Annotated in this window: 13 protein-coding genes; 6 read left to right on the plus strand and 7 right to left on the minus strand. The window is 68.8% G+C overall.

What is annotated here, in order from left to right:
- The first annotated feature begins 178 nt into the window (after positions 1 to 178).
- Positions 179 to 1,987, plus strand: a complete 1,809-nt coding sequence (locus L324_RS03970; RefSeq protein WP_037304169.1) for a glycoside hydrolase family 15 protein — start codon at positions 179 to 181, stop codon at positions 1,985 to 1,987.
- A 60-nt stretch (positions 1,988 to 2,047) separates the two neighbouring features.
- Here L324_RS03970 and L324_RS03975 read toward each other — a convergent pair whose 3' ends face one another.
- The 3 genes from L324_RS03975 to L324_RS03985 are packed head-to-tail and all read right to left on the minus strand — an operon-like array spanning position 2,048 to position 3,938.
- Positions 2,048 to 2,479, minus strand: a complete 432-nt coding sequence (locus tag L324_RS03975) for a CBS domain-containing protein (RefSeq protein WP_037304170.1) — start codon at positions 2,477 to 2,479, stop codon at positions 2,048 to 2,050.
- A gap of 53 nt (positions 2,480 to 2,532) precedes the next feature.
- Positions 2,533 to 3,009, minus strand: coding sequence for a hypothetical protein (locus L324_RS03980; RefSeq protein WP_037304457.1), 477 nt, complete (start codon positions 3,007 to 3,009; stop codon positions 2,533 to 2,535).
- Positions 3,006 to 3,938, minus strand: a complete 933-nt coding sequence (locus tag L324_RS03985; protein WP_037304172.1) for a neutral zinc metallopeptidase — start codon at positions 3,936 to 3,938, stop codon at positions 3,006 to 3,008. Before L324_RS03985 ends, L324_RS03980 begins: the two co-directional genes overlap by 4 nt.
- 117 nt (positions 3,939 to 4,055) lie before the next feature.
- Here L324_RS03985 and L324_RS03990 point away from each other — a divergent pair, with 117 nt between their 5' ends.
- The gene (locus L324_RS03990) at positions 4,056 to 6,065 is read left to right on the plus strand and encodes a prolyl oligopeptidase family serine peptidase (RefSeq protein ID WP_037304173.1); all 2,010 of its coding nucleotides are present in this window, start codon (positions 4,056 to 4,058) and stop codon (positions 6,063 to 6,065) included.
- A gap of 45 nt (positions 6,066 to 6,110) precedes the next feature.
- On the opposite strand, the gene L324_RS03995 is transcribed toward L324_RS03990, so the two are convergent.
- A complete protein-coding gene (locus L324_RS03995) occupies positions 6,111 to 6,425 on the minus strand; it encodes a DMT family transporter (protein WP_037304174.1) in 315 nt (104 codons plus the stop codon).
- Complete coding sequence (locus L324_RS04000; protein ID WP_037304176.1) at positions 6,425 to 7,081, minus strand: FMN-dependent NADH-azoreductase; 657 nt, start codon at positions 7,079 to 7,081, stop codon at positions 6,425 to 6,427. Before L324_RS04000 ends, L324_RS03995 begins: the two co-directional genes overlap by 1 nt.
- Positions 7,082 to 7,173: 92 nt before the next feature.
- Here L324_RS04000 and L324_RS04005 point away from each other — a divergent pair, with 92 nt between their 5' ends.
- Positions 7,174 to 7,761, plus strand: coding sequence for a TetR/AcrR family transcriptional regulator (locus L324_RS04005; RefSeq protein WP_037304178.1), 588 nt, complete (start codon positions 7,174 to 7,176; stop codon positions 7,759 to 7,761).
- Here L324_RS04005 and L324_RS04010 read toward each other — a convergent pair whose 3' ends face one another.
- Positions 7,762 to 8,160, minus strand: a complete 399-nt coding sequence (locus tag L324_RS04010; protein ID WP_037304180.1) for an SRPBCC family protein — start codon at positions 8,158 to 8,160, stop codon at positions 7,762 to 7,764.
- A 55-nt stretch (positions 8,161 to 8,215) separates the two neighbouring features.
- On the opposite strand from L324_RS04010, the gene L324_RS04015 reads away from it, so the two are divergent.
- From L324_RS04015 to L324_RS04025, 3 genes are read left to right on the plus strand one after another with little or no spacing between them, the layout of a single operon-like run.
- The gene (locus tag L324_RS04015) at positions 8,216 to 8,815 is read left to right on the plus strand and encodes a CGNR zinc finger domain-containing protein (protein ID WP_051173606.1); all 600 of its coding nucleotides are present in this window, start codon (positions 8,216 to 8,218) and stop codon (positions 8,813 to 8,815) included.
- 18 nt (positions 8,816 to 8,833) lie between these two features.
- On the plus strand, positions 8,834 to 9,883 hold the full coding sequence (locus L324_RS04020; protein ID WP_037304182.1) for a DUF2293 domain-containing protein: 1,050 nt from the start codon (positions 8,834 to 8,836) through the stop codon (positions 9,881 to 9,883).
- Positions 9,884 to 9,922: 39 nt separating this feature from the next.
- A complete protein-coding gene (locus tag L324_RS04025) occupies positions 9,923 to 10,279 on the plus strand; it encodes a DoxX family protein (RefSeq protein ID WP_037304184.1) in 357 nt (118 codons plus the stop codon).
- A 121-nt stretch (positions 10,280 to 10,400) separates the two neighbouring features.
- Here L324_RS04025 and L324_RS04030 read toward each other — a convergent pair whose 3' ends face one another.
- Positions 10,401 to 13,217 (minus strand): vitamin B12-dependent ribonucleotide reductase, encoded by a 2,817-nt coding sequence (locus tag L324_RS04030; protein WP_037304187.1) that lies wholly within the window; start codon positions 13,215 to 13,217, stop codon positions 10,401 to 10,403.
- Positions 13,218 to 13,231 lie beyond the last annotated feature (14 nt).

The following is a 13,231-nucleotide window of genomic DNA, read 5'->3' on the forward strand; positions in this document are numbered from 1 at the left end:
AAACCGGGTGATCTGACGGTGGCCATCGCACAGCGGCGACAGGGGTGCGCACATCACCTGTGACGGATGAGCGTCAGCACGGCCGTCCGGCCGGGAACTCATCCGTCCCGGGTGACGCCCCGCCCGGCGGAACCGGCTCAGGCTGGTCGGAAAAGCCCCTTCCGGCAAGGAGTTTCGCGTGAACCATCACCATCCACCCATCGCCGACCACGGGTTGATCGGCGACCTGCGGACCGCCGCGCTGGTGAGCACCGGCGGCGCGATCGACTGGTTCTGCTGTCCCCGCTTCGATTCCCCGAGCGTGTTCGGCGCGCTCCTGGATCCCGACGGCGGCCACTGCCGGGTCCGGCCCGTCGGCGAGCCGTACACCTCGCGCCAGTTCTACTTCCCCGGCACCGCCGTCCTGATCACCCGCTTCACGACCAGGCTGGGTACCGGTGAGGTCATCGACTTCATGCGCCCGGCGATCGGGGCGCATTCCGTCCGGGGCCATCGGCTGATCCGGATGATCCGCTGCGTGCGCGGGCACGTCGAGTTCGCGGTGGACGTCGTCCCGCGCTTCGACTACGCGCGACGGCCGCACACCACCACCGTCACCGCGGACGGCGTGCTCTTCGACAGCGGGCCGTCCGCACTGACCCTGCACGCGGTCCGGGAACCGGGTGATCCGCAACTGGCCCATGCCCACGTCATCGAGGGCGGTGTCTACGGCTCGGTCACCCTGGAAACCGGGCAGGTCCGCGGTTTCGTGCTCGAATCGCACGGCGGGGAACCGCGCGCGACCCGGGTCACGGAGATCGAGCGGGCCTTCGAGGACACCGTCGCCTTCTGGCGTGACTGGCTGAACCACTCGACATATCGGGGGCGCTGGCGCGAAATGGTCGAACGATCAGCGATCACCCTCAAACTGCTGACCTACGCCCCGACCGGCGCGATGGTCGCCGCGCCGACCACGAGCCTGCCGGAACGGATCGGCGGCGAACGGAACTGGGACTACCGCTACACCTGGGTGCGCGACGCGTCCCTGGCGGTCTCTTCGTTGCTGGCACTGGGATTCACCGGCGAAGCGATCGCTTTCGCCCGCTGGCTCCGGGAACGCCAGGCGCGCGGCGACGGCGGGCTGAAGATCATGTACCGCGTCGACGGGTCACCGGATCTCATGGAGGAATCGCTCGCGCACTGGGCCGGGTACCGCGGCTCGGTGCCGGTGCGGATCGGCAACTCCGCGGCAGGCCAGCTCCAGCTCGACGTCTACGGCGAACTGCTCGACACCGTGTACCAGGCCGATCGGCGGGGCGCCGGGATCGGGCACGAGGGCTGGAAGGCACTGGCGGATCTGCTCGACTGGCTCGCGGCGAACTGGGACCAGCCGGAAGAGGGGATCTGGGAGACGCGGGAGGGCAAGGCCGACTTCACCTACGGCAGGGTCATGAGCTGGGTCGCCTTCGACCGCGGCATCCGCCTCGCGACGGCGCACGGCCGTCCGTGCGCGCTCGATTCCTGGCGCGGCGAACGCGATCGTGTGTACGACCAGATCTGGGCGCACGGCTGGGATCCGCTCAAGCAGGCCTTCGTGCAGCGGTACGGTTCCGACTCGCTGGACGCGTCGCTCCTGCGCATGGCCGACGTCGGTTTCGTCGCCCCGCGCGACCCGGGCTGGCTGACGACGCTGGCGGGCATCGAGCGGGAACTGGTCACCGACAGCCTCGTCCATCGCTACGACCCGGACATCTCCCCCGACGGCCTGCGCGGGAACGAGGGGACGTTCTCCCTGTGCACGTTCGGCTACGTCACCGCTCTCGCCCGTGCCGGATATCCGGAGAAGGCGCGGCTGGTGTTCGAGAAGATGCTGACCTACGCGAACCACGTCGGCCTGTACGCCGAGGAGATCGGCCCGACCGGCGAGCAGCTCGGCAACTTCCCGCAGGCGTTCACCCACCTCGGGCTCATCGACGCCGCCCTCACCCTCGACGGCGCCCTCGGCTGAGCCGGTGCGCGAAAGGGGCCGTTCCCGGGTGGATGCCCCGGGAACGGCCCCTTTCGCCGCTCAGCCCTGCGAGATGTAGGCCTCGAGCTGTTCCTGGCTCTTCTCCAGTTGCTCCATCCGCGTCTTCACGACGTCGCCGATGCTCACGATCCCCGCGAGCCTGCCGTCCACCACGACCGGGACGTGCCGGATGCGGCGTTCGGTCATCAGCACCGACAGCTGGTCCACCGAGTCCTCGGGTGTGCAGCTGGCGACCATCTTCGTCATGATCGCGGACACCGATCCGTCGAGCAGCTGGGGCCCGCGCTCGTTGAGCCGTCGCACCACGTCCCGTTCGGAGACGATCCCGACGATCCCGCCCTCGGCGTCGACGACCACCAGCGCCCCGACGTTGTGTTCCGCGAGTCTCTCGAGCAGTTCGGTGACGTTCGTCTCCGGCGAGACGGTCGCGACGGCCGCCCCCTTGTTCCGCAACAGATCGGAAATCCGCATACGCGCTCCTCCCGGATGGGTGACCTGAGTCACTCCAGGTTATGGCCTGATCGTCACCCGCGAAAGTCCGCAGAGTCCGATTCGAGACCCAGCCTGGTCGCGAGCGCGGCGTACGCCTCGACGATCCCGGTGCCGTAGGGGTCGTCGCCGAGGGCGCCAAGGGTCGCCCGGCCGAGTGCCCACTGGGCCTTCGCGGCCTCGTGATCACCGAGTTTGCGGTAATCCTCGGCGAGGTTCAGGTGCAGCGAGGGATAGAAGCCGCGCACGGCGAGGGTCGCGTGATACTCCTGGGCGCGTTCGTCGGTCAGTGAATCCGCGGCCGCGAGCGCGCGGAGATCCCAGGCGAGTTCGTCGGCGGGGTCATCGCAGACGTCGGCCATGTAGTGCGCGAGCGCGCACCGGTGCAACGGGTCGCCGTCCGCGCCGATCCGCTCCCACAACGCGGCGAACTTCTCGCGCGCGCCCGCCCTGTCCCCGGAGATGTGCAGCTGGAGGCCGCTGTGGATCGCGGCCATCACGTCGTCGGTCATTTCACGTCCGCGGCCGGTGCCGCCCAGGTGTTGCACGCCGACGTCGTCTTCCCGGAGAACCCCGCCTTCGCCCATTTCAGCTGGTTGCGGCGGCTGCCGTGGGTCTCGCTGTCGTCGGTGCGGCCGTAGTCGGCGAGCGCCGCGTTGGCCAGCGAGGTGCTGATGGAACCACGACCGGAGGCGGCCGCGAGGGCGAGCGCGCCGAAGCAGTTGGCCTGCAGTTCGATGCGGCGGACGAGTTCCTTGTCCGCCGGGCTGTCCTCTTCCGGCGACGACATCTTCTCCGCGGCCGCCGTCAGGATGCCGCTGGACCGCTGGACGTGGTGCCCGTACTCGTGGGCCATCGTCGCGAGGTGCCGGGACCGTTCGAGACCCGCGTCCCCGAGCATCCACTCGGTCGGCGCGTAGATCGTGGTGTCACCGCCGCAGTAGTAGGCGACGGCCTCGTTCTCGCTCGGCGCCTTCCCGCAGGCGCTGGTCTCGGGCAGCGTCACCCGCACGGTCGCCGTCAGCGTGGGCTCGTTCGCCTGGTCCAAGGCCGGTTTCCAGGCTTCGGCGAGACAGGAGGCGAAGGTCTTGTAGTACGTCTCCAGCTTGGCGGGGTCACGGCTGATCGACGGCAGGCGGCAGGTGACCGCGCCGAGGACGACGCCCTCCGCCAGCAGCGGGTTCGTCTCCAGCTCCCGCACCTCTTTGGGCGCGGGTTTCGCGGCCCCGGCCTCCTTCTTGGACCCTTCGGAGGCGAAGGCACCGTCCACCGGGAAGGCGTGACCGTCGATCTTCCGGGGTCCGCCCGCGATCGCCATCCCGGCGGCGGTCAGCGCGACGACGATGAGCACGCCGACCAGCGCGGTCCCCTTGCCCCGATGACTTTCGGGACGGGGTGGCGGGGGCGCGAACGGTCTGGGTACCTCGTCGGTGCCGGTCATGGTCTCCCCCAAGCGTGCGAGCCTCCAGCATACGGAGGAAGGCAGGTCAGGCGTAGAGACGCACCGGAAACGGACACCTGGTGGCGCCAGGACGGACCGCCCGGCGAGACTGTCAGCATGAGTGACGAGGACCCGTACCTGTGGCTGGAAGACGTGACCGGCGAAGAAGCGCTGGACTGGGTGCGAGCCCGCAACGCCGAGGCTCTGGCGGAATTGGCAGGCGGCGAGCGGTTCACCGGAATCCGTGACGAGGTCCGCGAGGTCCTCGACGCCGACGACCGGATCCCGTACGTCCGGCGCCGCGGCGGCCATCTCTACAACTTCTGGCAGGACTCGGCCAACCCCCGCGGCCTGTGGCGGCGCACCACCCTCGAGCAGTACCGGCTCGACGCGCCGGAGTGGGAGCTCCTGCTCGACGTCGACGCGCTGGCCGAGGCCGACGGCGAGAACTGGGTGTGGCAGGGCGCGGCCGTCCTCCGGCCGGGCTACCACCGCGCTCTGGTCGAACTCTCGCGAGGCGGCGCCGACGCGACCGTGGTCCGCGAGTTCGACCTCGACGAACGCCGTTTCGTCGAAGACGGGTTCTTCGTGCCCGAAGCCAAGACCCGGATCGGCTGGATCGACTTCGACCGCGTCTACATCGGCACCGATTTCGGTCCGGGGACGCTGACCAGCTCCGGCTATCCGAGGCTGGCGAAGGAATGGCGGCGCGGTACCCCGCTCGAAGAGGCGACGGTGGTCTTCGAGGGCAAACCGGACGACGTCTCGGTGTCCGCCCACCATGACCCGACCGAGGGATACGAGCGCGACTTCGCCTACCGGTCGATCGACTTCTACCGCACCGAACGGTATCTCCGGACACCCGGCGGCCTGGAACGGATCGAGGTCCCCGAAGACGCACAGACGTCCTCACACCGCGAGTGGCTGCTGATCCGGCTCCGCTCGGACTGGACCGTCGACGGCACCACCTACCCGTCCGGGACCCTGCTCGCCTCCGGGTTCGACGCCTTCATGGCGGGCGAGCGCACCTTCACGACACTCTTCACCCCCGACGCGCACACGTCGCTGGAGTACTGGGTGTGGACGCACAACCACCTGCTGCTCTCGACGCTGTCCGACGTCCGGACGGAACTGCGCGTGCTCACGCCGTCGGAGGGCTGGCGTTCCCAGCCGCTCGCCGGCGCCCCGGAACTGGGCACCGCGCAGATCACCGGCACCGACCCCGACGTCAGCGACGAGTACCTGCTCGACTCCAGCGGCTACACCCAGCCGTCGACACTGAGCTACGGGCATGTGGGCGGGGACGTCGAAGTCCTCAAGCGCGCTCCCGCGTTCTTCGACAGCGACGGCATGACGGTCTCGCAGTACTTCGCGACGTCGGAGGACGGCACGAAGATCCCGTACTTCGTCGTACGTCCTTCGGGCGCCGAAGGCGGGCCGACGCTGCTGACCGGGTACGGCGGCTTCGAGGTTTCACTGACCCCCGGCTACAGCGGCGTGATCGGCCGCGGCTGGCTCTCGCGCGGCGGGACCTACGTCGTCGCGAACATCCGCGGTGGCGGCGAATACGGGCCCACCTGGCACACTTCGGTCATCAAAGCCAAGCGCTACAAGGTGTACGAGGACTTCGCGGCCGTCGCCGCCGACCTCGTCGAGCGCGGCATCAGCGAGCCCGGCCGCCTCGGCATCCAGGGCGGCAGCAACGGCGGACTGCTGATGGGGGTCATGCTCACGCGCTACCCGCACCTGTTCGGGGCGATCGTGAGCCAGGTGCCGCTGCTGGACATGAAGCGATACCACAAGCTTCTCGCGGGCGCGTCGTGGATGGCCGAGTACGGCGACCCCGAAGACCCTGCCGAATGGGACTACATCGGGAAGTACTCGCCCTACCAGAACGTCCACAGTGGAGCCGCGTATCCGCCGGTCCTGTTCGTCACCTCCACCCGGGACGACCGGGTGCATCCCGCGCACGCGCGCAAAATGGTCGCGCGGATGCTGGAGCAGGGGCACGACGTGCGGTACCACGAGAACATCGAGGGCGGCCACGGCGCGGCGGCCGACAACGAGCAGCTGGCGTTCAAATGGGCGCTGGTGCTCGAATTCCTGTGGGAGAAGCTCGCCGCCTGACCCGCCGGGAAGGGGACTTCCGCGGCGGAAGTCCCCTTCCCGGGGTCACGCCGTCACCCTCGCCAGCACGAGACCACCCACGATCAGCGCCAGCGCGGCGAACCGCCCGAAGCTGACCGGGTCCTTGTGGACCACGATGCCGAACACGATGGCGCCCACCGCGCCGATGCCGGTGAACACGGCGTAAGCGGTCCCCACCGGCAGCGACTCCATCGCCCGGGAAAGCAGGTAGACCGCGGCGACGCCGAGCACGAAGCACAGCACGGTCGGCCAGAACCGGGTGAAGTTCTCCGTGGGCTTGATGCTCTGTGACCAGGCGACCTCGACGACTCCCGCCAGGACCAGGATTCCCCAGCCCATCAGGCCGCCGTTCCGGTCGACGCCAGCTTTTCGGCGCTCAGCAGCGCCTGTTCCCGCGACGCGATCCGGTCGGGATCACGCGGGCTCAACCGCGGGTCGACGAGGGCGTTCGTCAGCTCGGAATGCAGGAACATGACGTCGTGGACGTCGTAATGCCCGGCGAAGAAGTCACGCAGATAGCGCTCGTGGTGGTCGACCGGCTCGCGCGGCGTTCCCGGCAGGTAGGTGCCGCCACGCGCGCCCGCGACTACGAAAGCCTTGCCCGGCAGGGACATCTTCGGGAACGTCACCTGGTCGATCCACAGCTTGAGCGTCGCGGGGATGGAGAAGTTGTACATCGGCGCCCCGATCAGCACGACGTCGGCGGCGAGCAGCTCGGCCAGCAGCGGCTCGATGACCGCCCATGCCTCCCGCTGCTCCGGCGTCTTCACCACCGCGGAGTAGCCGTCCGGATCGGTGATCCCGGCCTGGAGGAGGGCGTCGCAGATCTCGGTCCACGCCTGGCCGATCGGCGGCACCGGCTCGGCGGCGAGGTCACGGTAGGTGTACCCCGCGCCGGGGTGCGCGGCGCGCCAGACCTCGGCGAAGCGAGCGCTCAGCTCGCGGGAGAACGACGCGCTGCGGGCGCTGGAGTCGAGGTGGAGAAGGTGGCTCATCGGGCCTCCCGGACCAGGAAGTGGACACGGCGTCCACTTGCTTCGCCGGGTACAAGTGGACGTCGCGTCCGGATATTCCCTAGGCTGCCGACATGCCGACGGAAGATCTGCTCGCGAACGGTCCAGGACGGGAACGCTCGGATGCCGCCCGCAACCGCGCGAAGATCCTGATGGCCGCCGAAGAGCTCTTCGCCGCACGTCCGGCCGCGGACGTCACCATGGAGGACATCGCCAAGGCGGCCGGGGTCGGCCGGGCCACGCTGTACCGCCGCTACCCGGACCGCTCGGCGATCGCCGTCGCCCTGCTGGACGAGCACGAGCGGGAGCTGCAGGAACGACTGCTCACCGGCCCTCCCCCGCTGGGCCCCGGCGCGCCGCCCGCCGAGCGGCTGGCCGCGTTCTACGCGGCGATGACCGGACTCCTCGGCCGGCACGCCCATCTGGTGCTCGGCACCGAGGTCGGGCATTCGCGGTTCACCACCGGCCCGTACCGGCTCTGGCGCACCCATGTCCGTTTCCTCGCCGAACAGGCGGGCGCGAAGGATCCGGACGCGCTCGCCGACATCCTGCTGGCCCCGCTCGCCCCGGAGGTGTTCCTCTACCAGACGGGCGAGCTGGGCCTGAGTCCCGAGCGGATCACCGACGCGCTCAGCGAGCAGGCGCGGCGCGCGTTGTCCTGATCAGCCGGCGAGGCCGTCGGCGACGGCCTTCATCACGGCCTGCCAGTGTTCACGTTGCGCGGCGCGCTCTTCCGGCCCGGCGAGCCGCTCCTGATGGAAGACCACGACCGTCTTGTCCGGCCCGGCCGGACGGAGTCCGACCTGGACCGTGCTCTCGTGATCCCAGTCCTTCGGCCGCCAGGTAAGACGGATCTTCTCCTGTTCGCGATAGCCGCGAACCTCGCCCACGGTGCCTTCGGCCGTCTCGTACGGCGCGCCCTTCTCCGGCTCCAGCCGCACATCGCCCAGCCAGGTCGCCAGACCCGGCCCTGAGAGGTACTCCCAAACCCGCTCCAGCGGATACGCCATTGTCTTGGACACGCCGATCTCCCAGCCCGCGTCCTTCGTCTTGCCGATCATCCCGCCTCCGTCGTAACCGTCTTACCTGGTTTCTGAAACCGACTATAGTGGTTACATGACTCCGGGAACAAGACTGCTCGTCAGTGCCCAGGGTGAGCGGTACCGGTTCGATCCGGGCAGCCTCAGCCTCGAACTCATGCTGACGGGCGGCCCGGGTCCCTATGAGCGGTACGAGATCGCGCACACTCCGGCCGCCCTCGCCGAGTGGTTCACCGGCTCCCGGCTGGCGCTGACCGCTCCCCTGCCCGACGTCCGGATCCGGCCCGCCGAACTCGCCGCGCTCAAGGAACTCCGGGACACCCTCTACCGCGTGGCACCCGCCCTCGCCCGTGGCGAAGCGCCGTCGGACGACGACCTCGCCCTCCTGAACAGCGGGACCGCGAAGACCCCGAGGCCGCTCGTCGACCTGAAGACCCGGCGGCTCGCCTGGGCGCCGCCCGTCACCGGCGAGCAACTCCTCGGCGCCGTCGCCCGCGACGCCATCGGCCTCGTCGCCGGTGACCGGTCCGGCCGGGTCCGCGAGTGTTCCGCGGACGACTGCCATCTGCTCTTCTTCGACACCTCGCGCTCGGGCAACCGCCGGTGGTGCTCCATGGAACGCTGTGGCAACCGCGCCAAGATCCGGGCGTACCGCGCGCGGACCGAGAGCACCTGATCGCTACGATTCCCGGCGATGCAAGGTGAGGCGAAACTGGAACAGCGCGTCGTCGAGACGGCGGAAAAGCTACTGTCCAAACGGAAGTCGGTGACCGCGCTCGACGTCCTGACCGGCATCGGCTGGCTCCCGGAGAACGTCGTCAAGTCCTGGCAGCAGGGCCGGATCCCCGATCTGACGACGGCACTGCCGGTCAGTACGGAAAAACTGGGCTTCGCCCTCGGAACGCTTCAGCGCTGGGCCGGCGCGAACGGGCTCGAAGGCACAGAAATCGAACACGTCGCGGCGACTCGTGACCGGGCCACCCTGACGGCCGCTTCGGGAGAATTCGCCGGTCTCGAACCGCTTTTCCGGACGCACTGGATCATGCCGGGACTCTCCGAGGCCAAACGGGCTCAAGTCGTGGCCAGACGGCAAAAGGCCCCCGACCTCATCGTCTGGGTCGCGCTCAAGGAGTGGACCTGCGCCGAGTGCGGCGGGACCGGCGATCTGCAGTACCTGGAGAAGGAGGTACCGCATTGCCTCGACTGCGCCGACCTCGGCCACCTGGTCTTCCTGCCGTCCGGTGACGCGACCCTGACCCGCCGGGCCAAGAAGGCGAGCCGCCTTTCCGCCGTGGTCACGCGGTTCAACCGATCACGGAAACGCCAGGAACGGCAAGGAATCCTGGTCGAAGAAGAGGCACTCCGCGGCGCCGAAGAACAGTGCTTCGCCGACGAGGACGTCCGTGAACGACGTCGCGTGCGTGATCGCGAACGCCGCGCCCACGAGGACGTCGAATTCATCGCCCGGTTCCACACCGCGATCACGGAGATGTTCCCCGGCTGCCCGCCGGAGCGGGCGCGCGCCATCGCCGAACACGCGGGTCAGCGTGGCAGCGGCCGTGTCGGCCGATCGGCCGCCGGACGGGAACTGGCCGAACGAGCGGTGTTCCTCGCCGTCGTCGCCTCGATCCGGCATCTGGACACCGACTACGACGATCTCCTCATGGCCGGGGTGGAGCGGCAGGCCGCCCGCGACCGGATCCACTCCACCATCGACGCGGTGCTCGAACGCTGGCGTTCCTGAGGCCTGTCACGTCCCGGGCGCGGGTCTCGTCCAGAGAGCATGTTCTCCGCCTACCTCACCGTCGCCATCGTGACGATCGTGGTCAACACCGGGATCGCCGCCGCCGACTTCGCCCATGCCCCCTTCGTCCTCAAGAACTCCGCCGAGGTGAACGTCCCGCGATCCTGGATCCCGCCCCTGGCCTCACTGAAGGCGGCGGGAGCCGCGGGGCTGCTGCTCGGCCTCCTCGGCGTGCCTTTCGTCGGGACGGCCGCGGCGGCCGGGCTCGTGCTGTTCTACCTCGGCGCCGTCCTCACCCACGTGCGTGCCCGGGTGCTCTACAACATCGCCTTCCCCGCCGGTTTCCTCGCGCTGGCGGTGGCGACCTTCGTCCTCGATCTCGCTCAGACCGGATAGGGACCGAAGTGGTCGGCGTCCTTCGAGCCGTTCAGCACCGGACGAACCACCGCACAACCGGATTCGCCGACGCCTGCTTCGGCGAACGACGGGGGTCGTCCGCCGAAGCAGGCATCAAATGTCAGCTGCAGCCGGAGGTCGCTCCGCACCCTTCACAGGCGTAGCAGGAGCCGGCGGGCCTCATCTTGGTACCGCACGTCATGCAGAGCGGCGCGTCGGAGGCGGTGCCGAGGTTCAGCTCCACCAGTTCCGCCGTCGAATGCGCCACCCTGGCGGGCTCCGCGGCGGATGAGTCCACAGTGGACCGGAGTGCGTCGATGTCGACGTTCTCCGGTTCCGTGGCGGGAGCGGAGCCGTAGTTCGCCTCGACCTGCGCCGAGCGTTCGTCGGCGGTGAAGATGCCGAGCTGCGAACGCTTCTCGTAGGGCAGGTAGTCCAGCGCCAGCCGGCGGAACAGGTAGTCCATGACGCTGGTGGCGATCCGGATGTCCGGGTCGTCGGTCATCCCGGCGGGCTCGAAACGCAGGTTGGAGAACTTCGAAACGTAGAACTCCAGCGGGATCCCGTGCTGCAGGCCCACCGAGATCGACATCGAGAACGCGTCCATCACGCCCGAGAGGGTCGAACCCTGCTTGCCGAGTTTCACGAAGATCTCGCCGAGCCCGTCGTCCGGGTAGGAGCCGGCGTGCAGGTAACCTTCGGCGCCGCCGACGGTGAACGACACCGTCTGGCTCGGGCGCTTCTTCGGCAGCCGCTTGCGGACCGGCCGGTACTCGACGACCTTTTCGGCCTCGGGTTCAGCCTTCTCCTTCTTGCCGGTGGACAGCGGCTGGCCGACCTTGCAGTTGTCGCGGTAGATCGCGAGCGCCTTGAGGCCGTACTTCCAGCCCTGGAAGTAGATCTCCTCGACCTCTTCGACGGTCGCCGACTCCGGCATGTTGACCGTCTTGGAGATCGCGCCGGACAGGAACGGCTGCACCGCGGCCATCATCCGGACGTGCCCCATCGGCGCGATGGACCGCTCGCCCACCGCGCAGTCGAACACCTCGTAGTGCTCCTGGCGCAGGCCGGGCGCGTCGACGACGTGGCCGTGCTGGGCGATGTACTCGACGATGGCCTCGATCTGTTCGCCCTGGTAGCCGAGCGCGGCCAGAGCGCGCGGGACGGTCTGGTTGACGATCTGCATCGACCCGCCGCCGACCAGCTTCTTGAACTTGACCAGCGAGAAGTCCGGCTCGATACCGGTCGTGTCGCAGTCCATCATGAAGCCGATGGTGCCGGTGGGCGCGAGCACCGAGGCCTGCGCGTTGCGCCAGCCGCTGGTCTCGCCGAGTTCGATGCCGCGCTTCCATTCCTGGGTCGCGAGCGCGCGGACCGCGGCGTCGTTCGCGTGGTAGGTCCGCACCAGTTCGTTGGCGGCGGCGTGCTTGCGCATGACCCGCTGGTGCGCCTCGGCGTTGCGCGCGTATCCCTCGTACGGCCCGACGACCGCGGCGAGTTCGGCGGAACGCCGGTACGAGACACCGGTCATCAGCGACGTGATCGCGGCGGCGAGCGCGCGGCCCCCGTCGGAGTCGTAGGCGTGACCCAGCGCCATCAGCAGGGCGCCGAGGTTCGCGTACCCGATGCCCAGCTGGCGGAACTTGCGCGTGGTGTCGCCGATCGCCTCGGTCGGGAAGTCGGCGAAGCAGATGGAGATGTCCATCGCGGTGATGACCAGCTCGACCGCCTTCGCGAACAACGGCGCGTCGAAACCGCCGTCGGCGGTGGCGAACTTGAGCAGGTTCAGCGAGGCCAGGTTGCAGCTGGAGTTGTCCAGGTGCATGTATTCCGAACACGGGTTGGACGCGGTGATCCGGCCTGATTCGGGGCAGGTGTGCCAGTCGTTGATCGTGTCGTCGTACTGCAGCCCCGGATCCGCGCACTCCCAGGCGGCCTGCGCGATGGTGCGGAACAGCTTCTTGGCGTCGACCCGGTCGATGACCTCGCCGGTCATCCTGGCCCGCAGGCCGAATTCGCCCTGGGTCTCGACGGCCTGCATGAACTCGTCGGAGACGCGGACCGAGTTGTTCGCGTTCTGGTACTGGACGGAGGTGATGTCGGAACCGGAGAGGTCCATGTCGAACCCGGCGTCGCGGAGGACCTTGATCTTCTCCTCTTCGCGGGCCTTGGTCTGCACGAACTCCTCGACGTCCGGGTGGTCGACGTCGAGCACGACCATCTTCGCCGCGCGCCGGGTGGCGCCGCCGGACTTGATGGTGCCCGCGGAGGCGTCCGCGCCGCGCATGAACGAGACCGGACCGGACGCGGTACCGCCGGAGGACAGCAGCTCACGCGAAGAACGGATGCGGGAGAGGTTCAGGCCCGCCCCGGAGCCGCCCTTGAAGATCAGGCCTTCCTCGCGGTACCAGTTGAGGATCGACTCCATGGTGTCGTCGACCGCGAGGATGAAACACGCCGAGACCTGCTGCCGCGACGTCGTGCCGACGTTGAACCACACCGGCGAGTTGAAGCTGAACACCTGGTGCAGCAGCATCCAGGTCAGCTCGTGCTCGAAGACCTCGGCGTCGGCGGGACTCGCGAAGTAGCCGTGTTCGCGGCCTGCGTTGACATAGGAGTGGACGACGCGGTCGATCAGCTGCTTGAGGCTCTGCTCGCGCTGGGCCGAACCGACGGCGCCGCGGAAGTACTTGCTGGTGACGATGTTCGTCGCGTTGACCGACCAGAAGTCGGGGAACTCGACACCGCGCTGCTCGAAGTTGACCGTGCCGTCGCGCCAGTTCGTCATCACGACGTCCCGCTTCTCCCAGGTGACCTGGTCGTACGGGTGGACGCCCTCGGTGGTGAAGACGCGCCGCACGGTGAGCCCGCCGGCCTGCTTCTTCTTCCCGTTCGTCCGCGTTGTGGCCGGGTTACCTGTTCCCACGGTCTCGGTCATGGGTCTTTCCCTCA

This window comes from Amycolatopsis orientalis DSM 40040 = KCTC 9412, from assembly GCF_000478275.1.
Classification (GTDB): Bacteria; Actinomycetota; Actinomycetes; order Mycobacteriales; family Pseudonocardiaceae; genus Amycolatopsis; species Amycolatopsis orientalis.